Annotated in this window: 25 protein-coding genes; 16 read left to right on the forward strand and 9 right to left on the reverse strand. The window is 61.1% G+C overall.

Annotation, left to right across the window (positions count from 1 at the left end; all coding sequences use genetic code 11):
- Positions 1-193 precede the first annotated feature (193 nt).
- Positions 194-1,246 carry a hypothetical protein gene (locus tag CCK88_RS09645; RefSeq protein WP_140048946.1) on the forward strand — a complete coding sequence of 351 codons (1,053 nt, stop codon included), beginning with the start codon at positions 194-196 and terminating at the stop codon, positions 1,244-1,246.
- Between the two features lie 22 nt (positions 1,247-1,268).
- Here CCK88_RS09645 and CCK88_RS09650 read toward each other — a convergent pair whose 3' ends face one another.
- Complete coding sequence (locus CCK88_RS09650; protein WP_086470227.1) at positions 1,269-4,058, reverse strand: bifunctional aconitate hydratase 2/2-methylisocitrate dehydratase; 2,790 nt, start codon at positions 4,056-4,058, stop codon at positions 1,269-1,271.
- 810 nt (positions 4,059-4,868) lie between these two features.
- On the opposite strand from CCK88_RS09650, the gene CCK88_RS09655 reads away from it, so the two are divergent.
- Positions 4,869-5,885 carry a hypothetical protein gene (locus CCK88_RS09655; protein ID WP_086470228.1) on the forward strand — a complete coding sequence of 339 codons (1,017 nt, stop codon included), beginning with the start codon at positions 4,869-4,871 and terminating at the stop codon, positions 5,883-5,885.
- A 55-nt stretch (positions 5,886-5,940) separates the two neighbouring features.
- Positions 5,941-6,954 carry a hypothetical protein gene (locus tag CCK88_RS09660; RefSeq protein WP_086470229.1) on the forward strand — a complete coding sequence of 338 codons (1,014 nt, stop codon included), beginning with the start codon at positions 5,941-5,943 and terminating at the stop codon, positions 6,952-6,954.
- 196 nt (positions 6,955-7,150) lie between these two features.
- Here CCK88_RS09660 and CCK88_RS09665 read toward each other — a convergent pair whose 3' ends face one another.
- The 3 genes from CCK88_RS09665 to CCK88_RS09675 are packed head-to-tail and all read right to left on the reverse strand — an operon-like array spanning position 7,151 to position 8,836.
- The gene (locus tag CCK88_RS09665; protein ID WP_086470230.1) at positions 7,151-8,026 is read right to left on the reverse strand and encodes a CsgG/HfaB family protein; all 876 of its coding nucleotides are present in this window, start codon (positions 8,024-8,026) and stop codon (positions 7,151-7,153) included.
- Positions 8,020-8,373, reverse strand: a complete 354-nt coding sequence (locus tag CCK88_RS09670) for a hypothetical protein (protein WP_140048947.1) — start codon at positions 8,371-8,373, stop codon at positions 8,020-8,022. The genes CCK88_RS09665 and CCK88_RS09670 overlap by 7 nt, the downstream gene beginning before the upstream one ends.
- Before the next feature lie 31 nt (positions 8,374-8,404).
- Entirely contained in the window at positions 8,405-8,836 is a 432-nt protein-coding gene (locus CCK88_RS09675; RefSeq protein ID WP_140048948.1) for a hypothetical protein, read from the reverse strand.
- Between the two features lie 413 nt (positions 8,837-9,249).
- Between CCK88_RS09675 and lgt the strand changes: the two genes are divergently transcribed.
- The 6 genes from lgt (at position 9,250) to pth (ending at position 14,658) form a co-directional block, all read left to right on the forward strand.
- Positions 9,250-10,074 (forward strand): prolipoprotein diacylglyceryl transferase, encoded by an 825-nt coding sequence (gene lgt, locus CCK88_RS09680; protein ID WP_086470233.1) that lies wholly within the window; start codon positions 9,250-9,252, stop codon positions 10,072-10,074.
- A gap of 43 nt (positions 10,075-10,117) precedes the next feature.
- On the forward strand, positions 10,118-11,197 hold the full coding sequence (locus CCK88_RS09685) for a class I SAM-dependent methyltransferase (protein ID WP_210189913.1): 1,080 nt from the start codon (positions 10,118-10,120) through the stop codon (positions 11,195-11,197).
- A complete protein-coding gene (gene pgeF / locus CCK88_RS09690; protein WP_086470234.1) occupies positions 11,194-11,952 on the forward strand; it encodes a peptidoglycan editing factor PgeF in 759 nt (252 codons plus the stop codon). The genes CCK88_RS09685 and pgeF overlap by 4 nt, the downstream gene beginning before the upstream one ends.
- 116 nt (positions 11,953-12,068) lie before the next feature.
- A complete protein-coding gene (locus tag CCK88_RS09695; RefSeq protein ID WP_086470235.1) occupies positions 12,069-13,001 on the forward strand; it encodes a ribose-phosphate pyrophosphokinase in 933 nt (310 codons plus the stop codon).
- Between the two features lie 195 nt (positions 13,002-13,196).
- Positions 13,197-13,829 (forward strand): 50S ribosomal protein L25/general stress protein Ctc, encoded by a 633-nt coding sequence (locus CCK88_RS09700; protein WP_086470896.1) that lies wholly within the window; start codon positions 13,197-13,199, stop codon positions 13,827-13,829.
- Positions 13,830-13,950: 121 nt separating this feature from the next.
- Complete coding sequence (gene pth, locus CCK88_RS09705) at positions 13,951-14,658, forward strand: aminoacyl-tRNA hydrolase (protein ID WP_086470897.1); 708 nt, start codon at positions 13,951-13,953, stop codon at positions 14,656-14,658.
- Between the two features lie 18 nt (positions 14,659-14,676).
- Here the strand turns inward: pth and CCK88_RS09710 are convergent, their stop codons facing one another.
- From CCK88_RS09710 to CCK88_RS09720, 3 genes are all read right to left on the reverse strand, one after another.
- Positions 14,677-15,438 carry an amino acid ABC transporter ATP-binding protein gene (locus CCK88_RS09710; RefSeq protein WP_086470236.1) on the reverse strand — a complete coding sequence of 254 codons (762 nt, stop codon included), beginning with the start codon at positions 15,436-15,438 and terminating at the stop codon, positions 14,677-14,679.
- Complete coding sequence (locus CCK88_RS09715) at positions 15,435-16,115, reverse strand: amino acid ABC transporter permease (RefSeq protein WP_086470898.1); 681 nt, start codon at positions 16,113-16,115, stop codon at positions 15,435-15,437. The genes CCK88_RS09710 and CCK88_RS09715 overlap by 4 nt, the downstream gene beginning before the upstream one ends.
- A 70-nt stretch (positions 16,116-16,185) precedes the next feature.
- Complete coding sequence (locus CCK88_RS09720; protein WP_086470237.1) at positions 16,186-16,953, reverse strand: amino acid ABC transporter substrate-binding protein; 768 nt, start codon at positions 16,951-16,953, stop codon at positions 16,186-16,188.
- Positions 16,954-17,110: 157 nt separating this feature from the next.
- On the opposite strand from CCK88_RS09720, the gene CCK88_RS09725 reads away from it, so the two are divergent.
- A complete protein-coding gene (locus tag CCK88_RS09725; protein ID WP_140048949.1) occupies positions 17,111-17,632 on the forward strand; it encodes a hypothetical protein in 522 nt (173 codons plus the stop codon).
- On the opposite strand, the gene ychF is transcribed toward CCK88_RS09725, so the two are convergent.
- The gene (gene ychF / locus CCK88_RS09730; RefSeq protein WP_086470239.1) at positions 17,584-18,681 is read right to left on the reverse strand and encodes a redox-regulated ATPase YchF; all 1,098 of its coding nucleotides are present in this window, start codon (positions 18,679-18,681) and stop codon (positions 17,584-17,586) included. The two genes, CCK88_RS09725 and ychF, sit on opposite strands and share 49 nt — an antisense overlap.
- A gap of 250 nt (positions 18,682-18,931) precedes the next feature.
- Here ychF and CCK88_RS09735 point away from each other — a divergent pair, with 250 nt between their 5' ends.
- The 3 genes from CCK88_RS09735 to CCK88_RS09745 are packed head-to-tail and all read left to right on the forward strand — an operon-like array spanning position 18,932 to position 20,293.
- Positions 18,932-19,363, forward strand: a complete 432-nt coding sequence (locus CCK88_RS09735; RefSeq protein WP_210189914.1) for a MaoC family dehydratase — start codon at positions 18,932-18,934, stop codon at positions 19,361-19,363.
- Positions 19,360-19,917 carry a MaoC family dehydratase gene (locus tag CCK88_RS09740; RefSeq protein ID WP_170926417.1) on the forward strand — a complete coding sequence of 186 codons (558 nt, stop codon included), beginning with the start codon at positions 19,360-19,362 and terminating at the stop codon, positions 19,915-19,917. Before CCK88_RS09735 ends, CCK88_RS09740 begins: the two co-directional genes overlap by 4 nt.
- A 31-nt stretch (positions 19,918-19,948) precedes the next feature.
- Positions 19,949-20,293, forward strand: a complete 345-nt coding sequence (locus CCK88_RS09745; protein WP_086470242.1) for a hypothetical protein — start codon at positions 19,949-19,951, stop codon at positions 20,291-20,293.
- Here CCK88_RS09745 and CCK88_RS09750 read toward each other — a convergent pair.
- Positions 20,290-20,772: a hypothetical protein gene (locus CCK88_RS09750; RefSeq protein ID WP_086470243.1), complete on the reverse strand. Its 483-nt coding sequence runs from the start codon at positions 20,770-20,772 to the stop codon at positions 20,290-20,292. The genes CCK88_RS09745 and CCK88_RS09750 overlap by 4 nt on opposite strands.
- Positions 20,773-20,986: 214 nt before the next feature.
- Here CCK88_RS09750 and CCK88_RS09755 point away from each other — a divergent pair, with 214 nt between their 5' ends.
- From CCK88_RS09755 to CCK88_RS09760, 3 genes are all read left to right on the forward strand, one after another.
- A complete protein-coding gene (locus tag CCK88_RS09755) occupies positions 20,987-22,009 on the forward strand; it encodes a TerC family protein (protein WP_086470244.1) in 1,023 nt (340 codons plus the stop codon).
- A 274-nt stretch (positions 22,010-22,283) separates the two neighbouring features.
- Positions 22,284-22,526, forward strand: a complete 243-nt coding sequence (locus tag CCK88_RS18430) for a hypothetical protein (protein ID WP_170926418.1) — start codon at positions 22,284-22,286, stop codon at positions 22,524-22,526.
- 43 nt (positions 22,527-22,569) lie between these two features.
- The gene (locus CCK88_RS09760) at positions 22,570-23,100 is read left to right on the forward strand and encodes a dihydrofolate reductase family protein (protein ID WP_170926419.1); all 531 of its coding nucleotides are present in this window, start codon (positions 22,570-22,572) and stop codon (positions 23,098-23,100) included.
- The last annotated feature ends 3 nt before the right edge of the window (positions 23,101-23,103 follow it).

Raw genomic sequence — 23,103 nt, forward strand, 5'->3', positions numbered from 1 at the left:
TTCCGTCGCTAGTGCTTCGTCTCTGCTCGATATGTAGGGCACGAGCCGGCGATTGGCCAGTGCGGCGAATGGTGCGATCGCGGCTACCGTGTACGGCGTCGCGTTCATATTCGGTAAGTCATTGTCGCCGAACAAAATTGACCGCCGCCCTGGCAGTACCCCTATTACAGCCCAACCGGCAATGGACCCACTGATGCGATTTCCCGCCGCCCTCGCACTCGCTCTTCTGCTGGCCTCGCCGGCAGTCGCGGCCAATGCAAAATTCGATCAGCTGGCGGCAACGGTGGACGTGGTCGCCGGCGCGACCTTTTGCAACGGTTCGGCCGAGAGTGCTCGTCTGGCCATTGCCGGCTGGGTCGACCGTGAAATCGACAACGACCGCATCCGTCGCATCTGGGAAGACGCTGTCGAGCAGCGCATCGGCTTCTTCGGCACCCTCCCTCACATTGACTGCACCGCCTTGCTCGCCCGCTACGATGGTTTTGACCTCGCCGCCTTTGCGCCCTCGGGAGTCGTGTCGGCAGCCACGACCGGTCCGACTTCTGAACCGCTGCCGGCCCAGCGCGAAGCCTCCGTATCCGATTTCCAGCGCCTCGAACCCTATGTCGACGGCACGCCATGGCGGCAGGTGCCGGATGTGCCGCCGGCCTTTCACGGATTTTTCGGCAGCAAGGCGCTCTGCAATCTCGGCGCCTGGCAGGTAACGGCCAGGAGCGGCATCGCTCATTGGGCCGACGAGCCGTCCGGGACACGCTTTTACGACGCCATTTTCCTTTCCGGAACGCGCGTCGCCGTCGAAGCGGGCGGGATTGTCACGGTGCTGGAAATGACGCCCACGGGAGACCAGCAGTCCCTGGCCACGATCTACCCACCGCACATTGCGCTGCCCACCGCCGCGCCCCAGACGCTCGAGCGGTGCAATCGGGCTGACTTGGCGACATTCCTGCCCGAAACCGTGCTCGGCAGCTTCGGTCTCGAGAACAAGTCTGCATCGGCGGGCGTGAACGAGCTCTGCGTCCTGCACGAAGAACTCATCAGCTCCCTCGTCCAGCGCCACGCCAGCGGCGCCCGCGTCGATTACGCCACCGTCATGAATGGCCAGACATACCGCATGAACCAGAAGCTCTGGTATTTCATCGACCGCACCATCGGGCAGATCTATGGCGGTCAGGACGAGGACGTTCGCCAGCGGCTGCAGTCCGGCAAGTGGGCCGAACAATGCAGCAGCTGGCTGGCATTCGCCTGAGCGGCGCGGACGCCGCTCCGTCCTAGTAGTGGACCGACTTGCTGTCGATCGGATTGCTCGAGGTCGGGGGGGCAAACTTCGTCAGGTCGATGCCTTCCACCGCGCTCTTGTATTCGTCGGCACTCGGCGTACGGCCCAGGATTGCCGACAGCACCACCACCGGCGTCGAAGCCAGCAGCGACTCGCCCTTCTTTTCGGCGCTGTCTTCCACCACGCGTCCCTGGAACAGGCGGGTGGACGTGGCCAGCACGGTGTCACCCTTCTCGGCCTTTTCCTGATTGCCCATGCAGAGGTTGCAACCCGGGCGTTCGAGATAAAGGATGTTCTCGTATTCCGTGCGGTTGGCCGTCTTGGGCGCCACATCGTCGAACTCGAAGCCGGAATACTTCTGGAGAATCTCCCAGTCGCCCTCTTCCTTGAGCTCGTCGATGATGTTGTAAGTCGGTGCGGCAACCACCAGCGGCGCCTTGAATTCGACCTTGCCCGTGTCCTTTTCGAGGTTCTTGAGCATCTGCGCGACGATCTTGATGTCGCCCTTGTGTACCATGCACGATCCCACGAACCCGAGGTCCACCTTCTTGGTGCCGCCATAGTAGGAGACAGGGCGGATCGTATCGTGCGTATAGCGGCGCGAGACGTCGGAATTGTTGACGTCGGGGTCGGCGATCATCGGCTCGTCGATCAGGTCGAGATCGACCACCACTTCGGCGAAATACTTGGCATTGGCATCGGGCTTCAGCGCCGGCTTCTCGCCCGAACGAATTTCGGCGATGCGGCGATCCGCCTTCGCGATCAAGCCCTTGAGCGTGCCGGTCGCATTGTCCATGCCCTTGTCGATCATGATCTGCATGCGCGACTTGGCGATCTCGAGCGACTCGATCAGCGTTGCGTCTTCCGAGATACAGATCGACGCCTTGGCCTTCATCTCGGCCGTCCAGTCGGTGAACGTGAAGGCCTGGTCGGCGAGCAGGGTGCCGATATGCACCTCGATGATACGACCCTGGAACACGTTGTCGCCATGCTGCTGCAGCATCTGAGCCTGCGTCGCGTGCACCACGTCGCGGAAGTCCATGTGCGGCTTCATCTGGCCTTTGAAGGTCACCTTGACCGACTGCGGGATCGGCATCGTCGCCTCGCCCGTGGCCAGCGCCAGCGCAACCGTGCCTGAATCCGCGCCGAAGGCCACGCCCTTGGACATGCGGGTATGGCTGTCACCGCCGATGATGATGTCCCAGTCGTCCACGGTGATGTCGTTGAGCACCTTGTGGATCACGTCGGTCATCGCGTGATACTTGCCGATCGGGTCACGGGCCGTGATCACGCCGAAATTGTTCATGAAGGCCATGAGCTTCGGGATATTGGCCTGGGCCTTCTTGTCCCACACCGAAGCGGTGTGGCAGCCCGACTGATAGGCGCCATCGACCAGCGGCGAGATCACCGTGGCCGCCATGGCCTCCAGTTCCTGCGCCGTCATGAGCCCGGTCGTATCCTGCGAGCCCACGATATTGACGATCACGCGCACGTCCGAGCCGGCATGCAGCACCTTGCCCGGCGTCACGCCCACCGCATTGCGGTTGAAGATCTTCTCCACTGCCGTCAGCCCCTGGCCCTCGACAGCGATTTCCTTGTTGGGCGCGAACACCTGCGGCGCCTCGACGCCGAGGGTCTGGGCCGCGAACGTCTGCAGCTTCTTGCCAAAGACCACGGCATAGGACGAGCCGGCCTTCATGAACTCCACCTTCTGCGGCGTGAAGGCGCTCGCGATGTCCACCAGCTCCTTGCCGTCGGCGTCGCGCAGGGTCTTGGCCTTGGTGTCGATGGTCAGAACCGTGCCGGTCTCGACCGAGTATTTCTGCTCGAGGACCGGGTTACCCTCATTGTTGAGGATCGGCTTGCCGTCCTCGCCCAGCTTCTTGACCCAGTTCTTGAGGTTGAGTCCGATGCCGCCGGTCACATCGACCGTCGTGGCGAAGATCGGCGAGATGCCGTTGGTGCCGGCCACGATGGGGGCAAAGTTGACGAAGGGCACATAGGGGCTGGCCGGCTTGCCGGTCCACAGCGCCACGTTGTTGACGCCCGACATGCGCGACGAGCCCACGCCCATCGTGCCCTTTTCGGCGATCATCATCACCCGCTTGTCCGGGTGCTGCTGCTGCAGGGCCACGATCTCGGCCTGCGCCTGAGGCGAGATCATGCACTTGCCGTGCAGCTCGCGGTCGGCGCGCGAATGCGCCTGGTTGCCCGGCGACAGCAGGTCGGTCGAGATATCGCCCTCGGCGGCGACGAAGGTCACGACCTTGATCTCGTCTTCGACCTCGGGAAGCTTGGTGAAGAATTCGGCCTTGGCATAGCTCTCGAGTACATCCCTGGCCACCGCATTGCCCGTCTTGTACGCGTCGCGCAGGCGGAACATGTCGGCGTCATAGAGGAAGACCTGGGTCTTGAGCACGTCGCCCGCGGCCGCGGCATGTGGACCGCCATTCAGCGCCACGTCGAGCAGCACGGCCACCGACGGGCCGCCCTTCATGTGCGAGAGCAGCTCCAGCGCAAAGCTCGGTGTGATCTCGGGAACGATCGCCTCGCCCGTGATCACCTGCTTGAGGAATGCCGCCTTGACGCTTGCGGCGGGCGTCGTGCCCGGCAGCGTGTTGTAAATGAAGAACTTCAGCGCATCGGCGCGCTGCGGATTGGCCGTATCGCGGATGATGGCGATGATCTCGCCGGTCAGCGCACCGCCATCGATCGGCTTGGGAGCGAGGCCCTGCTCTTTTCTGGTTTCGATTTCAGCCAGGTAATCGGCGTAAAGGGTCATCGCGGTTCTCAACATCAAGGTGGGTGACGCACAGGGGCGCTGGATCGGTATGGTTCGCCGGCCCCGAAATCATCGGATCCGGCCTATCCGCCGGGGAGCCGAGCGGCAAGCTATCCGAAAAGCGCAAACAAACCACTTTTGTTTAGGCAAGCCCCGGTCCGCGTTTGGCAACGGACCGCATGCGCCCTCCCCGCCGGCCCGTGCACGAGGCCCGCTTCCAAATAATCGTCACCGAAATGACAAATTGTGGAAAGTCACCAGGGCTCGTCTTGACCAAATGATGGCGATCACTTTTTTCGCCGCGCGAGTCGTCCCTTGCACGATCATCCCATAAATATCGGCAGCCAAAGAAAAAAACCAGCGTTAACGATTTCTTAATGCAATATAGACTCGGCAAATTCGCTGTGGCATAAATAAGGCTCAAACAAGGGACGCTTTTGGCAGGTCATCCGGGAGGGATCACGCCAATGTTGGAAATCTTACGCCTCTAGGGCGTTTTGCCTTGCAGTATTGAATATAGACGTTTCCACACTTCAGCATGAAGTGCGGCAGGAGTTGTTTTTGCTCCTTTTACCGCTGCAAGCATCGAAATCACAGGCATAGCCGCATTTTACCATGACGCCACTGGCGCGTGGACGGGCGAACCATGCCTGCTGATGAGAAAATCCGGACGAAACAAGGAAAGAAGCGCTGACCGCTCGCGGTCCGCGCGGGGGCCCTTCGTGTCCGCTTTTTCTCAATCACCGCAACTCAGAGCCCGCAGAGGCTCGAGTTGTACTCACTTGGGACGTTAAACACTGGAGAACTAAAATGAAGAAACTCGTGATTACTGCTGCACTTGTTGGCACCACGGTGCTCGCAGCTCCATCTGCATTCGCGACTGGTTCCTGGGAAAACTACTTCTGCGGCACGGGCTTCTGCTCCGATGACGCAGACTTCAACCAGAAGCTGCTCGGCTTCCAGAAAGCGATCAACAACATCGTCGACTTTGACGATGCGACCAAGATCGTTCAGGAAGCTGTCAACGCCGGCAATCTGATCAACGTTGGCGATGCCGATAGCGCTGCCATCGACCTGGCAAACGTTCACCAGTACGCCGACGTATTGCAGAAGGCCTCCAACAACATCGACGGCGGTTCGTGGTTCAACTCGAGCGATATCGACGACGCCACCCAGTCGGCAACCAACGTTGTCAACTCGATCTCCGGCGACCTTGTCAAGGCAGTCGAACAGAAGTCGGAAGGCAGCCAGGAAGCCACCAACAACATCTCTGGTGACTACCACAGCAAGCTGACCAATCTGGAACAGGCAGCGACCAACGTCGTGAACACGTTGACCGCCGGCATGTCCAAGACCATCGAGCAGACCAGTCATACGTCTCAGTACGCCGCCAATAACATCAGCGGCGGCTGGGGTGGATACGATGCCGATGTTGGCGGGACATTTGAATGGGATGATGAAGACGCCGTTCGGACTCAGACTGCTGTGAATGCCGCCAACCTCGTGAACCTCGGCGAGCTCACCGGTGCAATCACCCAGCACGCCTCCTACAACCCGCAGACGGCCCTCAACACGGCCGAATTTGCCAAGTGGGGCACAGTCTACGATCTGGGTCAGTCGGCCACCAACGTCCTCAACAACGTGACGGTTGGCGAGATCGATCCTTCGATCTTCTGCGGCTGCTACGATGGTTGGGAAGTCAACCAGCACGCCTATGCCGAACAGACCGCTCAGAACCTGATCCGCACCATGGGCGACGTCAACAACGCCATCCAGTCGGCAACCAACGTTGCCAACTCGATCAGCGTGCCAAGCGGCAACGAGTAACACCTCTTGGGGGTCGCATTTCGGTGCGGCCCCTCCCTTATTGTGAGGTAAGAAAATGCGGTGGCACGTTCTAATTTTGCTGGCTGGAATAGGCGCAACGCCCGCCATCGCGCAGGATACGGCTATCAACCAGTTTGCGTCCGGCAATCAGACTGGGACGAACCAGCTCGACGAAACCTCACTCGAATTGTTCGCTGGACAGCTCGACTACAACACGTCCGTAAACCTCACTCAGCTCGGGATGAATACGGTCAACACCATCGTCTATGGCGGTGACCTGGACCTGGTGGTGCAGCGTTTTCATGGCACGCAAAGCCTCACCAACAGCATTTCTCTGGCAGGCCACGCCATCGGTGGCGTCATCTTCCAGGATGCGACGAATATTGCCGGCTCGGTAAGCAGCAACACACTTACGGTGGCCGACCAATTGTTTGCCGCCGACGCCAGTCAGCTCATCCTCAACAGCGCGGAATTTGCCCTGCTGACCGGCTCCATCCAACAGCGCGGCAGCAACATCGCCAATGTGGCAAAAGCCGAATACGCTATCGGCACTGCTGCCCAAACAATTGAACTGGGCGCAGAACAACGCATAGATAATCGCCTGGCACTCGCCGCCACGGCAAGCGTCGGCGCTTTCATCTCGCAGTACGGCTCAAACTCCGGCAACATCATGATTTCCGACACCGTCGAAAATGCCTCACGCGTTTTTGCCGGCGATCAGATCGTGCACAACAAGGTTACCCTCGCCGAACTTACTGACAGCCGGATCGAGCAGCATGGCGTCAACATCGCCAACTTCATCCAGTCGAGCAAGATCGGCAACATCTCGCAGACGTCAGAGGGTACGCAGACCGTCATCAACGAGGTTATCGGGCCGGACGGCAGGCCGGTGCGCGGCGACAACATCATCCAGACCTCGGACAACATCGTCAACCTCACGGTCCTGACCCCGCCCGAGGGCGGCAACGATAATGGCCAATTGTCCGTCGACCAGAACGCCAACTTCCCGCAGTCGAGCTCTGGCGGCGGCGGCTCGCAGACCGGCAACTCGGTGTCGATCAGCCGCTAGGCCCGTCGCCAACTCGGGCCACCACGCGACCAGCACCAGCACGCTCTGCACCACGTTCAACGATCAACGCCGCAGCCACACTTTCCGAGCGAAAGCCCCACGTTCCAAGTCCGCCCGGCCGCTGAACCGACGCGTCCTTCGAGGCACAACAAAAAGCCGCCCGTCATCCGGGCGGCTTTTGGAAATTTGCGCGACCTCAGTTCGGCGTGATCGCGGCCAGGGCGGCGCCCTGTTCGGCGCGCAGTTCCTGGGTTGCCGTCGGCAGGTACTTGTCGCACGAGCCATTGTGGTGAACCAGCGAGCTGACGATGTCGTAGGCTGCTTCGGCCATCAGCCAGCGCACGCCGGCATGCAGGCCTTCCTGCGATTTCTCGCCGATCTTGATATCGAACATCTCGTTCGAGAAGAAGCGGAATACCGAGGCATAGACTTCCGTGCCCACGGCCTGCTTGGCGTAGGAGCCGGCACGCACGATGCGGGTCGACTGGGTGTTGGTCACGCGGATATCGGCCGCTGCGGTCAGGGCGAACACGCGGGCGCCACCCCCGATGCCGCCAACCGTGGCTTCGCCGCCACCCGAGAACGTATTGAAATCGAGCTGCGTAATGGCCCCGTCGATCACATAGTCTGAACCACGGATCGAGCCCTTGGTCACCGGACGGAAGTCCACGGTCTGGTTGCCCACCGTGCTCTGGCCGCCATCACCCAGGATCTGCTCGCGAGCGCGGGCAATTTCCCACTCGGTCACCACGGTGTTGCTGCGGTTGACCTGGGCTATGCCCGCCTTCTGCAACGCTGTCACCAGCATGGCGGCGGCGTCACGCGGAACGAACCCGCCCTCTTCCGAGGTAAACTTCTGCGTTTGGTCGGTCACCGTATGCACGGCCATCACGATGCCCGAATGGCGCACTTCGCTCGATTTGCTCAGGCAAACCAGCGCCTCGTCGGCGGGCGTCGCCGTGGCGATCGGCACCGGGCCGTGAAAGGCTGGCTCGGGCTTGCTCATCGGGCTCAGAGACGTGCACCCGGCCAGGGCCAGGGCGAAGGCGGAAACCGCGAAAAGTTTCAGCATCCGTACATGCCCCCGGTAATGTTGAAGCTTGAGCTCGAGCAATCGCGCGACTGCGTTTGCGCGCCGCTATTGGTCTGGTTGATGGTGACGGTATTGTTCGAGCCGCTGATGTTGATCGAGCTCGAATTGCCGGTCTGGCCAGTGCCGCCGCCGCCACCGCCGACACCGCCGCCACCGAGCAGGCCAAGCAGCTCGAGACGGGAGCGCTCCACCGTCAGGTTGACGGAGCGCTGGCTGTCGGTACGGAACTGGTAGGGACGCCCTTCGCCCAGGCCATTGGCCATTGCGGGCGACGCAATGGCGCAAACCGCCACGAGCGCCAGAGCCAATTTGGAAAGTCGTGTCATGCTGGCCTCCTCGCCACGAGCCGACAGGCTCTCAGAACTCCAGGCAGTTCTCGGAACTGCACCAGGGAGCTCGGGAAATTTCGGGAGCAGCGGGCCATTCCTCTGGTTTGCTGCTGTTGTAGTTTTGAAGCTGCACGCCATAGGCATTGAAGCTGGCGTCGAGCTTGTCGCGGCACAGCGAAGCGGCCTGCGAACCGATGAACCGGTTGAGGCTTGCCTGCGTCTCGGTATCCACGAGCGAAGGCAGCGTCTGGTTGATGCTGGCGAAGAACTCCACCACGCTTTCGGTGCGGCTTGCCGGGCTGTTGGCGACAAAGGGTTCGCAGGTCACCGCCGCGGCGCGCAGGCCAATCAGCGAAGTCAGAAACGGCGACGGATCGTAGTCGCTGGACTCTTGGGCCGATGCAATGCTGGTCGTCGCCAGGATCGCCGCGAGGACGAATATTTGTCTATACGGGCGCACGATTCTGCCAGCCTCCCAACCTGGATTGAACATCGCGGACCCCCTCAGCAAAGTCCATAGATTTTAAGCAACACCTTGACTTTGTTTCGCAAAACCAAACGTCCACAATAGTTTATCGACGACAACGTGATCTTGGCCCGACCTCATCAGGGCCTTTTCGGGCAAATTTTCGCGCCGGATTGGCAGTTGTCGGCGCGCGCTGCGCAAGACAAGGCAAACCCATCTCTGTCTATCAACTAGTGTTTAACTCTTTGTTTACGACGATGCGCTTGGCCGTCCCAAACACTCGCGACGGGGCCGCGGACGCCACCTTTTTGTCACGCCCCCTTGAGTAGCGAACGGCGGCGGGGCTATGGCAGACAGGGCGCACAGATGCCGTGGCCGTTCAGGGTCGACATTTCGGAGAACCACACTTGCCCTTCCCCAATATCGACCCCATCGCCTTCGCCATCGGTCCGGTCGCCATCCGCTGGTATGCGCTGGCCTACCTGTTCGGGGTCTTGCTGGGCGCCGCTTACGGCTACCTCTTGCTTGCCAACCAGCGCCTTTGGCACCGCGGCAATCCGCCTTTCCCCGCCAAGGACATCTGGGACTTCGCCTTCTGGGCCATGCTCGCCATCGTCATCGGCGGACGTGCGGGCTATGTCCTTTTCTACAACCTGCCCTTCTATCTCGCGAACCCGACGCAGATCATCAACACGCTCGATGGCGGCATGTCCTATCACGGCGGCATGCTCGGCCTGATGCTGGCCGCTATCCTGTTCACCCGTTCGAAGGGCGGCAACTGGCTGTCCTCGCTCGATCTCATCGCGGCGGTGGCCACGATCGGCATCTTCCTCGGCCGCATCGCCAACTTCATCAATTCCGAACTCTACGGCGCGCCCACGACCGCTCCCTGGGGCGTCATCTTTCCCACCGATCCGCTGCAGGTCGCCCGCCATCCCAGCCAGCTCTACGAAGCCGCTCTGGAAGGCATCGTTCTGTTCCTCGTCATTCGCGTCGCCACGCATGTCTTCTATGCGCTGCGCAAGCCGGGCCTCGTGGCCGGCATTTTCGCCATTGGATATGCCCTGTCGCGCATCGCCGTGGAATTTGTCCGCCTGCCCGACGAACAGCTCGGTTACCTCTATCTCGGCTGGGTCACCATGGGTCAGCTCCTCAGCCTCCCCATCCTCGTCGGCGGCCTTGTCCTCGTCGTCTATGCCGCAACGCGTCGCGACAATCCGCTGCGCCCCTGAAATGCTGACAGTCTGTTAGCAAATTGCCCGTGAGAGGCGAAAAATGAGCCAGACTTTGACACTCGAAGAGCAGATCGAGCTGCAAATCCGCACATCCGGGCCAATGTCGGTAGCGACCTATATGGGCCTCTGCCTCACCCATCCCAGCAAGGGTTACTACCGCACCGGCGAACCCATCGGCACCGCTGGCGACTTCATCACCGCGCCCGAAATTTCGCAGATGTTTGGGGAACTTATCGGATTCTGGCTAGTCAATCTCTGGCAACAGATGAGCGAGCCGAAGGCCTTTACCTTGCTCGAACTCGGCCCCGGCCGGGGCACCCTGATGGCCGATATCCTGCGCGTCGCCTGCCGCGCGCCCGGATTCCGGGACGCCCTTAACCTCCGCCTCTTCGAAACCAGCCCTCCCCTTATGGCCGAACAGGCCGCAAGGCTCGAGGTTTACGAACCCAAGTGGTTGCAAAACTTTGAGAATTTCGAAGGGGGTCCTGCTCTGGTCGTTGCCAACGAATTCTTCGACGCCCTTCCCATCCGGCAGTTTATCCGCAAGCCAGATGGTTGGCACGAGCGTCAGGTCGGCCTGGTCGATGGCAAGCGCGCCTTCGGCCTGTCACCCACCCCGATCCCGGCCAGCGCCATGCCTGAGGCGGTCGCCGACGCCGAACCCGACACCCTGTTCGAAGTGTCTTTCGGAGCTGCCGAGGTCATGCGTCAGCTAGCAAAAGTCATTTCCAAACAAGGCGGTAGTATCCTCGCAATCGACTATGGCTACGTCCGAACCCAGACCGGCGACACCCTTCAGGCCGTCCGCCGTCACGCCTATGCCGACGTGCTCGACGCGCCGGGGGAAACCGATCTTTCCGCCCATGTCGATTTCGGCGCCCTGAGCACTGTTGCCCGCTCCGCTGGCCTTGCGACCCAACCCCTTGTTACGCAGGGACAATTCCTGTCGCGTCTTGGCATCGGCGAACGAGCCTCCGCCCTGTCTCGCTCCAATCCTGGATCTGCTGACGACATCCGGACTGCCCTCAGCCGCCTGACGGCAGACGACCAGATGGGCACTCTGTTCAAGGTCCTGTGCGCCCACAGCCCCGGCCTCATGCCGCCAGGATTTGTCGCATGATCCCTTTTGAAACAGCCCCGTCCCTCGCCGCCCAGACATCCATCCGCCACGGCTTCTTCGGCCGTGCAGGCGGCAGGTCGCAGGTGGATTTTGCTGGTCTCAACGTCTCCACATCCGTCGGAGACGATCCAGAAACAGTTGAAAACAATCGCCTTTTGGTGTCCGGCGCACTGAACGTCGGTCCGCTGGCCATCCTCAGGCAGACCCATTCCACGCGCGTTGCGACCATCGTGGAACCCATCGAGCCCGGCAGCATCGACGCCGATGCCCTCGTCAGTGCCACGCCTGGCCTTGCGCTCGGGATCCTGACCGCCGATTGCACCCCCATCCTGTTTTTCGATCCGCAGGCGGGGGTCATTGGTGCAGCCCATGCCGGTTGGCGCGGCGCCGTTGACGGGATCATAGAAGAGACCGTATCCGCGATGGTCACCCTCGGTGCGCACCGTGACGCGATCATCGCGGCCTTCGGCCCCACGATCCATGCCGCCAATTATGAGGTGGGCGACAGCTTCCGGCGTGACTTCCTGACCTTACACCCCGATGGCGCCGGCCACTTCCACACGCCGCCCGAGGGGGCACCGCATTTCGACCTCCCTGGCTTCGTGGCCAAACAACTCCGCGCTGCTGGAGTCGCGACGGTGGAGCAAGTGGGCGCCTGTACCTACGCCCATCCCGACCGCTATTTTTCCCACCGCTATGCGACGCACAGGCAGACGCGGACAGGACGTCAGATTTCCGTCATCGGACTGACATGAGGTTTATTTACCCCTTCGCCCAAAGTGGCGTTGTCAGGCTCGACTCGACCCGCTAAAGCTGCCCGCGAAACTGATGGCCCTCACCTCCGGGGCCGGTTGAGACAGGATCGCGCCTTATGAAGCTGGTGACCGGCAACTCCAACCGCCCGCTGGCTCAGGCTGTCGCCAGCTATCTCGAACTGCCCCTGACGGATTGTACGGTCAAGCGCTTCGCCGACAATGAGGTCTATGTCGAGGTGCACGAGAACGTCCGCGGCGAGGACGTTTTCATCCTCCAGTCGACCAGCTACCCGGCCAACGACAATCTGATGGAACTGCTCATCATCACCGATGCGCTCCGCCGTTCCTCCGCTCGCCGCATCACGGCCGTTCTCCCCTACTTCGGCTATGCCCGCCAGGATCGGAAATCGGCGTCACGCACCCCGATTTCCGCCAAGCTGGTGTCCAATCTCATCACCGAAGCGGGCGCAAACCGTGTGCTCACGCTCGACCTGCATGCCGCGCAGATCCAGGGTTTCTTTGACATTCCGACCGACAACCTGACTGCCGCGCCGGTCATGGTGCGCGATATCCGCGACAATTACGAAGTCAGTAACGTGATGATCGTTTCGCCCGACGTCGGCGGTGTGGTGCGCGCACGAAATGTGGCAAGCCGCATCGGCGCGAGCCTCGCGATCGTCGACAAGCGTCGCCCGCGGGCCGGCGTCTCCGAGGTGATGAACATCATCGGTGATGTCGAGGGCCAGACCTGCATCCTGATCGACGACATCGTCGACTCTGGTGGCACCCTGGTAAACGCTGCCGAGGCGCTGCTGAACGCCGGCGCAAAGGCCGTTTCCGCCTACATTACGCACGGCGTGCTGTCCCAGGGCGCATCCGAGCGCGTCGCCGCATCCAAGCTCAAGGAACTGGTGGTCACCGACTCGATCGCCGAAACCGATGCCACGCGCGCTGCCGGCAATATCCGCCGCATGTCGATCGCGCCGCTCATCGGCGAAGCGATTGCCCGCACGGCAAGCGAGCAGAGTGTTTCCAGCCTACTTGACTAGGGCCACGAGGGCTCCAGGCGCCCTTGCGAGGCCGCCCGAGGATTGAGCCTACAATCCATGCCCTGGAGTGCGGGAATCCCTTGCCCGCCGGTGGTCTTTCCTCTATAGCCCGGCGCATGAAGCGCTCGTCACCCCTGGAGGACGGGCGCGTATGTTGTTGTGATGACGCATACACCAACCCAATGGATGCTTTCCATGGCTGAGAATAAGGTGCTCAAGGCACAGGCGCGTGACGGAGTGGGCAAGGGGGCCGCTCGCGAAGCTCGTCGTCAGGGACTCGTTCCCGCAGTTATCTATGGTGACAAGAAGCCCCCCGTCACCGTTTCCGTGGCCTACAAGGACGCGCTGAAGTTCATCTACGCCGGTGGCTTCAAGTCGCACGTGCTCGACCTCGACGTCGACGGCACCGTCCACAAGGTCATCCCGCGTGACTACCAGCTCGATGTCGTCATGGATCAGCCGATCCACATCGACTTCCTGCGCGTGTCCAAGGGCGCCAAGATCAACGTTCAGGTTCCGGTGCACTTCGAGAACGAAGAGCAGAGCCCCGGCCTGAAGCGTGGCGGTACCCTCAACATCGTGCACCACACGCTCGACCTCACCGTTTCGGCCGACAACATCCCCGAATTCGTGAGTGTTGACCTGACCGGTCTCGATATCGGCGATACCGTCCATATCTCCAACATCAAGCTGCCCAAGGGCACTGCTGACCACAGCCACGAAGACGACGTGACGATCGCCACGATTGTTGCTCCTTCGGCTCTGAAGTCCAGCGGTGGCGACGAGGCCGCTGACGACGAAGGCGAAGGCGAAGCAACCGCCGAGTAATCGTCGGAGCTTCCAAGCGTTGAGGGCGGCCTCCGGGCCGCCCTTTTCATTTGCCCCATTGATGCGTTATGCCCTCTTGGAACGCGATCAAACAGAGACTTGGATCAAGAACGAGCGCGCCATGAAACTCCTCGTCGGCCTGGGCAATCCGGGCGGCCAATACGAAGGCAATCGGCACAATATCGGCTTCATGGCCATTGACGCCATCGCCCGCGCAAACGGCATTGCCAGCTGGAAATCCAAGAACTCCGGCCTCCTTGCCGAAGGCACGATCGGTTCCGAACGCGTCCTCCTGCTCAAGCCACAAACCTTCATGAATAAGTCTGGCGACAGTGTGCAGAAGGTCGCGAGCTTCTACAAAATCCCACCGGCCGACATCGTTGTGTTCTACGACGAGCTCGACCTCGCCCCGGGCAAGGTCCGCGTTAAAATCGGTGGGGGCAATGGCGGCCACAACGGCCTTCGGTCCATCGATCCCCAGATCGGTCTCGACTACAAGCGCGTCCGGCTCGGTATCGGCCATCCCGGCAAGGAAAACGTCACCCACCACGTTCTGGGTGATTTCGCCAAGGCCGACAGGACTTGGCTCGACCCCCTGCTCGACGAAATCGCCCGTCAAACGCCACTGCTGCTCAAGGGCGACGACAGCGGCTTCATGAACAAACTGGCGCTTGCCGTAAAGGGCGATGAGCCCGCAAAGCCGGAAAGGCCAGCACCAGCAGCACAGAGCCATATCCGGCAGGCACGCTCATCCAAGCCGCAGGCCGAAGTCCCCAAATCCGGCCCGATGGCCGACATGCTGAACAAGCTGTTCGGTAAGGGCGAGTAACCCTTCTGACCCCGCGCGTTACAGCGCCGTCTGATACTGCGCAGTCAGCGACGAAATAAACGTCCTGGTGCGCTCATCCGACGGGCTGCCGAAAACCTGCCTCGCCTCGCCTGCCTCGACGACTTCGCCGTTGGCCAGGAACACCACGTTCGATGCGATGGACGCCGCCAGCCGCAGGTCGTGCGTCGCCATCAGCATTGTCGTGCCTTCCCGCGCCAATTGCGCCAGCACTTCGACGACTTCGCCGGCCAGTTGCGGATCGAGCGCCGACGTCGGTTCGTCGCAAAGCAACACTTCCGGAGAGGTCGCCAGCGCACGAGCGATGGCGACGCGCTGCTGCTGGCCACCCGACAGGCTTGCCGGCCACGCTTCTGCCTTGACGGTCATGCCGACTTTTTCGAGCAGCTCCATGGCGCGGGCGCGAGCCCTTTCGCGTGGCCACCCCTGCACCGTCACCAGCCCTTCCATGACATTTTCGACGGCCGTCAGGTGCGGAAACAGCTGAAAATTCTGGAACACCATTCCCGTCTTGCGGCGCAACCGGAGGATCTCGTCGCGGCCGGGCTTTCGACCTGCCGCCAAAGTAACCGCTGCGTCGCCGATCTGGATGGTACCCGATTGCGGGACTTCGAGCATGTTGGTGCAGCGCAGCAGCGTGCTCTTGCCGCTACCGGAAGCGCCGATCAGTGCGGTGACGCCGCCGGCAGGCACAGTCACGCTGACGCCCTTGAGAACGTGGTTCTCGCCGAAGTATTTTTGAATGTTCTGAAGCTCGATCATGACGCCGCCTCGATCGTACCGCCATACCGAGACAGACGCTTTTCAAGCCGGCCCTGCAGGCTCGACAACACCGAACTCACCACCAGGTATATGAGCGCCACCTCGACATAAAGGATCAGCGGCTCGTAAGTCGTCGCCACGATCCGCTGCCCCGCACGAAAAAGCTCCGGCACGGTGATCGCCGCCGCCAGGGACGTATCCTTGACGAGGGAAATGAAAGTGTTGGACAGCGGCGGAACGGCAATACGCGTGGCCTGCGGCAGGACAGTGCGCCGCATGGCCTGCTGCCAGGTCATGCCGATCGAATAAGCCGCTTCCCACTGTCCCTTGGGCACGGCCAGCAGCACGGCACGAATGATTTCGGACGTATAGGCGCCGACGTTGAGCGTGAACCCGATCAGGGCCGCAGGAAAGGCGTCGAGGACGATACCGACGCTCGGCAGCCCGTAAAAGATCAGGAATAACTGTACGAGAAGCGGCGTACCACGGATGATCCAGACGTAGAAGCGGACAACCCAAGCCAGGGGCGCCGGCGCGAACAGGCGGATAACCGCCGCGAGAAACCCGACCATCAGCCCGAGGACGAAGCTCAGCAGCGTCAACGGCACGGTGAATTGGATGCATGCCCAAAGAAGCGAGGGCAGCGAGTCGAGCATCAGGGACAGCCAATGCGGCATGGGCACACTCATGAAATAAGGGACCGGCCGGTTTCGGCCGATCCCTTGCTACTCTATGCGTTTGGATCGCTTACGGGGAGACGTCTTCGCCGAAGTACTTCTGGGAAATCTCGGCATAGGTGCCGTCGGCCTTGATGGCTTCCAGCGCCTCGTTGATCGCGGCGAGAAGTTCAGGCTTGCCCTTTGCGAGGATCACGCCGGAGAAATCGGCATCTTCGGCAGTGGCGACAACCTTCACCGGCGCATCCGGCTGCTGGGTCTTGAAGTCGTAGAACGACAGGCTGTCATTGATGGTGGCGTCCGCACGACCCTGGATCACCAGCGCGATCGACTGATCGAAGCCTTCCGTGCCGACGAGCTCGGCGCCAAAGCTCTCGGCCAGCTTGCCGAAGTTGGAGGTGAGAGACTGCGCCGACTTCTTGCCGGCAAGGCTTTCGAAGCTGGTGATGTCGGTATTGTCGTCCTTGACGATGAGCGCGGCCTTCGAGGCGATATAGGGCTCGGAGAAGTCGTACTTGGCCTGGCGCTCTTCGTTGATGCCGACCTGATTGATCACCACGTCATAACGGTTCGCGTCGATACCGGCGATGAGCCCATCCCAGGGACCTTCGACGAATTCGGGCTGCACACCGATATGTTCGGCGATCGCCCGGCCGATTTCCACGTCGAAGCCCACGAGAGCGCCGCTCGCATCGTGGAAGGTGAAGGGCGCGTAGGTGCCTTCGGTGCCGATGCGCAGGACGCCGGCGGCTTTGACGTCATCGAGCGCGTTCTGTGCGAAGGCCGGTGCAGCCAGCGACAGCATGCCAGCAGCGAGAAGCAGGGTCGTGAGCTTCATGGATCGTATCCTTGTTTAGTGGGCGCCTCGACGGCCCCATCCTTGAGCGCGAAACTGCACCCGCCGCCCCGTGGTGGCAACAGATTGGAGGAATATTTTTCTAACGGCCCACCGGGGATGATGGCGTGCTCTTCGCGATGCCCGCCAGAGCCTGCCTTTGCCGCAAATTGCGCCAGGGCAGACGGAAATCGCCCGATGCGTTCGCCGTCAGCCGGTATCGATCCGCGTTTTTCCCAATCCATCCTGCAGCCAACGCTTTACCATCGCGGCGCAACGTCCTCTCCGGGAGGACATGATGCGGGACCGGTATTACAGATTATTGCCCGGTAGCGAGCTACCGGTTCAGGCCGCGCTCGTGCGCATCCGTGCAACCCCGGCCGGTGTGGCGGCCCGCATCGAGGGCGATCTCGAAAATGAAGAAGCGGCGCCGGACCTGATGCTGTTTCGCGCCGCGCTGGCCCGTATCCGATACGGACTCGTTGGAATATTCGTCGTGTTGGACGACGGGGTCGAGTGGAACATGGATTGGGGCGATCTCGTCGACTATCGCGGTGGACGCAACATGGAAAAACCGGCGCCCTCTCGGACACCGGTTTTTGCAATGCAATTGGATCTGTTCAGCGCCTGGGACTACACGTTGAACTTGAACAGCATGACATCGCCGTCCTTGACGACATAATCTTTGCCTTCGTCCCGTGCCTTGCCCGCTTCCTTTGCGGGCACTTCCCCACCCAAGGTGACGAAATCGTCGTAGCCGATCGTCTGGGCGCGGATGAAGCCACGCTCGAAATCGGTGTGGATGACGCCGGCGGCCTGGGGAGCCTTGTCGCCACGATGGATGGTCCAGGCCCGCGTTTCCTTGGGGCCGACGGTAAAATAAGTCTGCAGGTGCAGGAGATCGTATGCGGCCCGGATCAGGCGATTGAGGCCCGGCTGCTCGAGGCCGAGCGAACCGAGATATTCGGCCTGCTCTTCGTCGGAAAGCTGTGCCAGCTGGCTTTCGATCTCCGCGGAAATGATCACCATGCCGGCTTCGTTGGCCTTGGCGTACTCGGCCACCTTCTCCGAGAGGGCATTGCCGGTCGCAGCGGAGCCTTCGTCGACATTGCACACGTAGAGCACCGGTTTGCTGGTCAGCAATTGCAGTTCGGTGAATGCCTTCTCTTCTTCGGGATCACGCTGCACGAAGCGGGCCGACTTGCCATCGCGCAGGACCGCCAGCGAGCGGTCGATAAGCTCCAGCGTCAGCTTGGCCTCCTTGTCATTGCCCTTGGCCTTCTTTTCCACGCCAGCGCGACGCTTTTCGAGGCTTTCCAGATCGGCGAGCATCAGCTCGGTTTCGACCACTTCGGCATCGGCCAGCGGATCGACCCGATTGGAGACATGGATGACATTGCTGTCTTCGAAACAGCGCAGCACATAGGCAATAGCGTCTGTCTCGCGGATATTGGCTAGGAACTGATTGCCCAGGCCTTCACCCTGCGAGGCACCCTTCACGAGGCCGGCAATATCGACGAAGCTCATGCGCGCGGGCAGGATCTGCGCCGACTTGCCGATGGATGCGAGCTTTTCGAGCCGCGGATCGGGCACCGAGACTTCGCCCACATTGGGCTCGATAGTGCAGAACGGAAAGTTCGCTGCCTGTGCGGCGGCAGTGCGGGTAAGCGCGTTGAAAAGCGTCGACTTGCCAACATTCGGCAGGCCGACAATGCCCATCTTGAAGCCCATGGGTATCTCCGGGAAATTGTTGGGTTCCAATTGGGTCGGATCGAGGGAGATGTCAATCTCCGAGCGGTCGCGAAGAGGTCAATCGCGCCGGTGGCGGGCACCTTCTTCAATCGGGAGAAGAACAGGGCTCGGCTCGTTCGCAGCCTTGCCTCCACCCCTTTGCCCATGCCAAAACACTCACGTTGACGTATAGGGCAAGCCAATGACCAATCCTGTCACTCAAGATCGGCGTCATTTCGAAGATCTCGCCGTGGGCGAAGTGATCGCGCTGGATCGGACAACAGTGTCGAAAGAAATGATCATCACCTTCGCTCGGGAGTTCGACCCCTTTCCGTTCCATCTCGATGAAGCCGCAGCTAAGGCAAGCCTTTTGGGCGGCCTCGCATCCAGCGGCTGGCAGACGGGCGCGTTGAGCCTGCGCATGCTGGTCGATGCGTTTCTGTCCAAGGTTGCTTCGGCCGGAGGCCTTGGCTTCAAGGATCTAAAGTGGAAGGCGCCGGTTATGGTCGGCGACACGATCGGGGGCACCGTCACTATCGCCGAGTTGCGCCGCTCCTCCGGGCACCCGCAATGGGGGATTGTCACGCTCGACTTCGACATCCGCAACCAGAAGGACAGGCCCGTCATGACCATGCGGCTGGCCAACCTCGTCGAGTGCCGTACTGTCGAGGCATCCGCATGACCCGCTGGTTCGAAGATATCACGATCGACGAAGTCTTCCCGCTGGGCGATCACACTTTTACGGCGGACGAAATTGTGCGCTTCGCCTCGAAGTATGATCCGCAGTATTTTCACACCGACCCTGAGCTGGCCCGGCACAGCCATTTCGGAGGTATCATTGCATCGGGTTGGCACACGGTAAGCGTCGGTCACCGCAAGATGGTCGACGCCTTGTTCGCCGAGGAACAGCGCCTGCGCGGTCTCGGACAGGAACCCGGCGTCTCCGGCCCCTCCCCCGGCGTTAACGCCATGGAATTCAAGGCGCCCGTTCGTCCAGGCGATGTCGTCACCTACACTCTTACGGTAACCGGCAAGCGCCCCTCAAACTCCATCCCCGGCTGGGGCCTGCTGTTCAACCACCTGGAGGCGGTGAACCAGCACGGAGATCTGGTTTACCGCGCTGATCTCGTGGGTTTCTCCAAGCTCCGGGATTACACCATGCCCCTCAAGCTGCGCGTGTTGCTCGCACTCACAAAGGTGCCTGTTCTCGGAAAGCTGATCCGCCGGGCCCCTTGATAGACCCCGGACGCGTCGGCATTCTCTGTCCATGCGCCGATTCGCCCTTTGCCTCGCCCTCACCGCCCTGTCCACAACGCCCGCCTTTGCGCAGGCCTACCAGGGCAATTGGAGTTGCCGCGACGAGACCACCAATCGGGTCGGCATTCTGACCATTTATGGCGATGTCTATGGCTGGGCCTCCCGCATAGCGGGAGACACGTCTTCCGGTACAGGAACTCTGACCGGCTATCAGGATGGCGTCGGCTTCAACGACGGCAATTTGAGAGCCAACAAGTCGATCCAGGCCGGTCGCCTCATCGATGACGTCAATTATGGCTCCGCCCTGCAGCTCGAGACTGCCGAGGCCATTGTCATGCTCTGCAACCCGCGCTAACGCGCCGGCAGATACTCCAGGATTTCCGGCGCATCGAAGGTTGCGCGCGCACGTTCCGCGGCCTTCGCATAGTCCTCGTTGAGGCCGAAATCCTCCGGCGGGGTCAGCAGCTCCCCATCGCAGAACATGTAGATGTCGGTCTCGACGCGCACAGTCATCGCGCCTTCGACATAAATTGGGGCGGCGTAGCCATAGCGCGTCGCCAGCACCGCATAGGCATCGGTGCTCTCAACCACCATGCGCGTTTCCAGCCGCCCCATCTCCCCATAGTCGATCCGGGCCACCTCATTGGTGTCCCCGTCCGCATCGCGCCACACTTTCCACTCACCGCCTTCGGTGGACTGGATTTCCGCAACATCGAAGCTGATATCGGCCGTATCGCGCACCGGCTGGTCAACGCGCTCGAAAAGGCCTGGATTGCAGGCCAAAGCCGGCGTGGTGCACGTCGCGGCAAACAGGATGATCAGCGTTCTCGTCATCGCTGAAGCTAGCCACAAACTTTGAGCGCAGGCAATGACGTGACGCCCGTAAGCCATTCCAGTCAGCCTGCGCCCCCTTCGTGGTCCCCGGCGGGGGCTTGAACTTTTTCCCGATTTCGCGCATTTAGAGCACGTAACGCCGGGCCCCTCTGGTCATGGACTCTCCATGGCGATGTCGGAGTTACTCCACCTGCTACATGGAGAAGGTCCGGCGATGGAATCGCTTTTTGCCGCCCTTTCGGGCGATTTTCTCGGTACTCCCGTCTACTTTTGGGTCGCGTTCATTACGATCGTGATCGCTTTGCTTGTTTTCGACCTCGGCATCCTGCACCGGGATGAGCACGAGATCGAAGCCAAGGAAAGCCTGCTGCTTTATGGGTTCTATGTTTGTATTGCCCTGGCGTTCGGCGCCTGGGTCTGGTTCAGCCGTGGTGCCCAGTCTGGCCTCGAATTCTTTACCGGCTATTTGATCGAACAGTCCCTGGCCATGGACAACATGTTCGTCATAGCGACAATATTTGGCTTCCTGAACATCCCCCGCCTCTACCAGCATCGCGTGCTGTTCTGGGGCATTCTGGGCGTGATCCTGTTCCGGGCCGTCCTGATCGGCGTCGGCGCAGCCCTGGTCTACCAGTTTAGCTGGATACTGCTGTTCTTCGGTGCCTTCCTGATCTTCACCGGCATCAGGATGTTCCGTCACAACGATGACGAGGAGCCGAGCCTGGAAGACAACAAGATCTTCCAGTTCCTCAACAAGCGCTTCCGCATCACCAGGGAACTGCATGGCCGCAAGTTCACGATCAAGCAGCCTGATCCCAAGACGGGCAAGATCGTCACCTGGCTGACGCCACTCGCGGTGGCCTTGATCATGGTCGAAATCGTCGACCTAATCTTCGCCGTCGACTCGGTTCCGGCCGTGTTTGCGGTGACGCAGGATACTTTCATCGTCTACACCTCGAACATCTTCGCCATCCTTGGCCTGCGTGCGCTCTACTTCGCGCTGGCAGCGGCGATGAACCGCTTCCGCTATCTGCAGATTTCGTTGGCGATCATCCTGGTTCTGATCGGCTTCAAGATCTGTCTGGTGCCATTCGGCTACCACGTCCCGACAGCTCTATCGCTGGCGCTGACCATCGGCATCCTCGCCGCCGGTGTTGGCTACTCCTTGTGGAAGACCCGCAACGAGCCCAACATCAGTGCCGAAGACCATCCGGAAACCGGCAAGCTGGAGCCCTAATTGGTCCGCTCGTGACCTGACCTGGAAAGGCCGGCGGTTGACGCCGGCCTTTTTGTTTGTCTATCTTTGAGGCCTTCCACGGAGGTTTCGCACCCGAAATGATCTGAGAACTCGTCCAGGACACCGGCCCCGCTTCCGCTCCACGCCATGCGTGTGACCGGCTTGTGCTGGCTGCAAGTTCGACGAGATCGACAGACGTGGGTGCCCTGACGGACTAGTCCGTCCTTCGCGTTTCCTTGCAGCCCTGGCGTCCTCCCAAAACTCGCTTCGTCGCGTGGCTTTGCTGCGCATTGTTTTCTTGAGCCAGCCCGTGTCTGACCACCGGGCGGGAAAGGATATCGCCATGCCTAAAAACCAGTTCCAGCGCCCTGCACCCATCCAGCACACCGGCAATGTGCCGCGCCACGGCAAGCCCCAACCACCTCAGGCGAAGTCGGCGGAAAAGCGACTGTCGAAGCTGTCAACCAACACGCTGCCGCCGCTGGAGACATTGCTGGCCAAGTCGCCGCAGAACTGAACAAAAGGCCCGGCGTCAGCCGGGCCCTACAAAAGGAAATCTGATGCAAGACCTTATCTACCACGTCGCTATGACGCTCGACGGCTACATTGCAAGGCCTGATGGATCCGCACCCGGCTTTGTCATGACTGGTCCGCATGTAGACGCCTATCAGCGGCAACTGGGCGCGTATGCGGCGGTGGTCATGGGCCGGGCCACTTATGAAATTGGCTATGCCTACGGCATGAAGCCGGGTGACCTGCCCTACGGGCGCCGCCCGCACCACGTCTTCAGCAGGTCGATCGACCTGCCGGAACGGGAGCACCTCCATATCGAACGGGCCGAAACTTTGGCGACCATCGACCGGATCAAGGCTGACGCCAAAGGCCCGATCTACCTCTGCGGAGGTGGGCGCCTGGCAGGCTGCCTGCTTGAGCACCGGCGCATCGACATCCTCAGGCTCAAGCTGGCGCCCATCACCTACGGAAGCGGCATCAGGATCTTTGAAGGGTCGGATGGCCTCGGTGAGTGGGACATGCTTGGCCAGACCAACTTCGGCAACGGGCACATGCTGCTCGAGTACCGCCGGAAGTAGTGT

The sequence above is a fragment of the Devosia lucknowensis genome (genome assembly GCF_900177655.1).
GTDB lineage: Bacteria > Pseudomonadota > Alphaproteobacteria > Rhizobiales > Devosiaceae > Devosia > Devosia lucknowensis.

Bases quoted from the DNA above. Each gene is read 5' to 3' on its own strand.
- ychF (WP_086470239.1), bottom strand. From the start codon at position 18,681: ATGGGCTTCAAGATGGGCATTGTCGGCCTGCCGAATGTTGGCAAGTCG.
- CCK88_RS09750 (WP_086470243.1), bottom strand. From the start codon at position 20,772: ATGACGAGAACGCTGATCATCCTGTTTGCCGCGACGTGCACCACGCCG.
- CCK88_RS09715 (WP_086470898.1), bottom strand. From the start codon at position 16,115: ATGCCGCATTGGCTGTCCCTGATGCTCGACTCGCTGCCCTCGCTTCTT.
- CCK88_RS09670 (WP_140048947.1), bottom strand. From the start codon at position 8,373: ATGACACGACTTTCCAAATTGGCTCTGGCGCTCGTGGCGGTTTGCGCC.
- pth (WP_086470897.1), top strand. From the start codon at position 13,951: ATGAAACTCCTCGTCGGCCTGGGCAATCCGGGCGGCCAATACGAAGGC.
- CCK88_RS09710 (WP_086470236.1), bottom strand. From the start codon at position 15,438: ATGATCGAGCTTCAGAACATTCAAAAATACTTCGGCGAGAACCACGTT.
- CCK88_RS09760 (WP_170926419.1), top strand. From the start codon at position 22,570: ATGCAAGACCTTATCTACCACGTCGCTATGACGCTCGACGGCTACATT.
- CCK88_RS09660 (WP_086470229.1), top strand. From the start codon at position 5,941: ATGCGGTGGCACGTTCTAATTTTGCTGGCTGGAATAGGCGCAACGCCC.
- CCK88_RS09700 (WP_086470896.1), top strand. From the start codon at position 13,197: ATGGCTGAGAATAAGGTGCTCAAGGCACAGGCGCGTGACGGAGTGGGC.
- CCK88_RS09665 (WP_086470230.1), bottom strand. From the start codon at position 8,026: ATGCTGAAACTTTTCGCGGTTTCCGCCTTCGCCCTGGCCCTGGCCGGG.
- CCK88_RS09645 (WP_140048946.1), top strand. From the start codon at position 194: ATGCGATTTCCCGCCGCCCTCGCACTCGCTCTTCTGCTGGCCTCGCCG.
- CCK88_RS09740 (WP_170926417.1), top strand. From the start codon at position 19,360: ATGACCCGCTGGTTCGAAGATATCACGATCGACGAAGTCTTCCCGCTG.
- CCK88_RS09745 (WP_086470242.1), top strand. From the start codon at position 19,949: ATGCGCCGATTCGCCCTTTGCCTCGCCCTCACCGCCCTGTCCACAACG.
- CCK88_RS09720 (WP_086470237.1), bottom strand. From the start codon at position 16,953: ATGAAGCTCACGACCCTGCTTCTCGCTGCTGGCATGCTGTCGCTGGCT.
- pgeF (WP_086470234.1), top strand. From the start codon at position 11,194: ATGATCCCTTTTGAAACAGCCCCGTCCCTCGCCGCCCAGACATCCATC.
- CCK88_RS09650 (WP_086470227.1), bottom strand. From the start codon at position 4,058: ATGACCCTTTACGCCGATTACCTGGCTGAAATCGAAACCAGAAAAGAG.
- CCK88_RS09655 (WP_086470228.1), top strand. From the start codon at position 4,869: ATGAAGAAACTCGTGATTACTGCTGCACTTGTTGGCACCACGGTGCTC.
- CCK88_RS09755 (WP_086470244.1), top strand. From the start codon at position 20,987: ATGGAATCGCTTTTTGCCGCCCTTTCGGGCGATTTTCTCGGTACTCCC.
- CCK88_RS09695 (WP_086470235.1), top strand. From the start codon at position 12,069: ATGAAGCTGGTGACCGGCAACTCCAACCGCCCGCTGGCTCAGGCTGTC.
- CCK88_RS09685 (WP_210189913.1), top strand. From the start codon at position 10,118: ATGAGCCAGACTTTGACACTCGAAGAGCAGATCGAGCTGCAAATCCGC.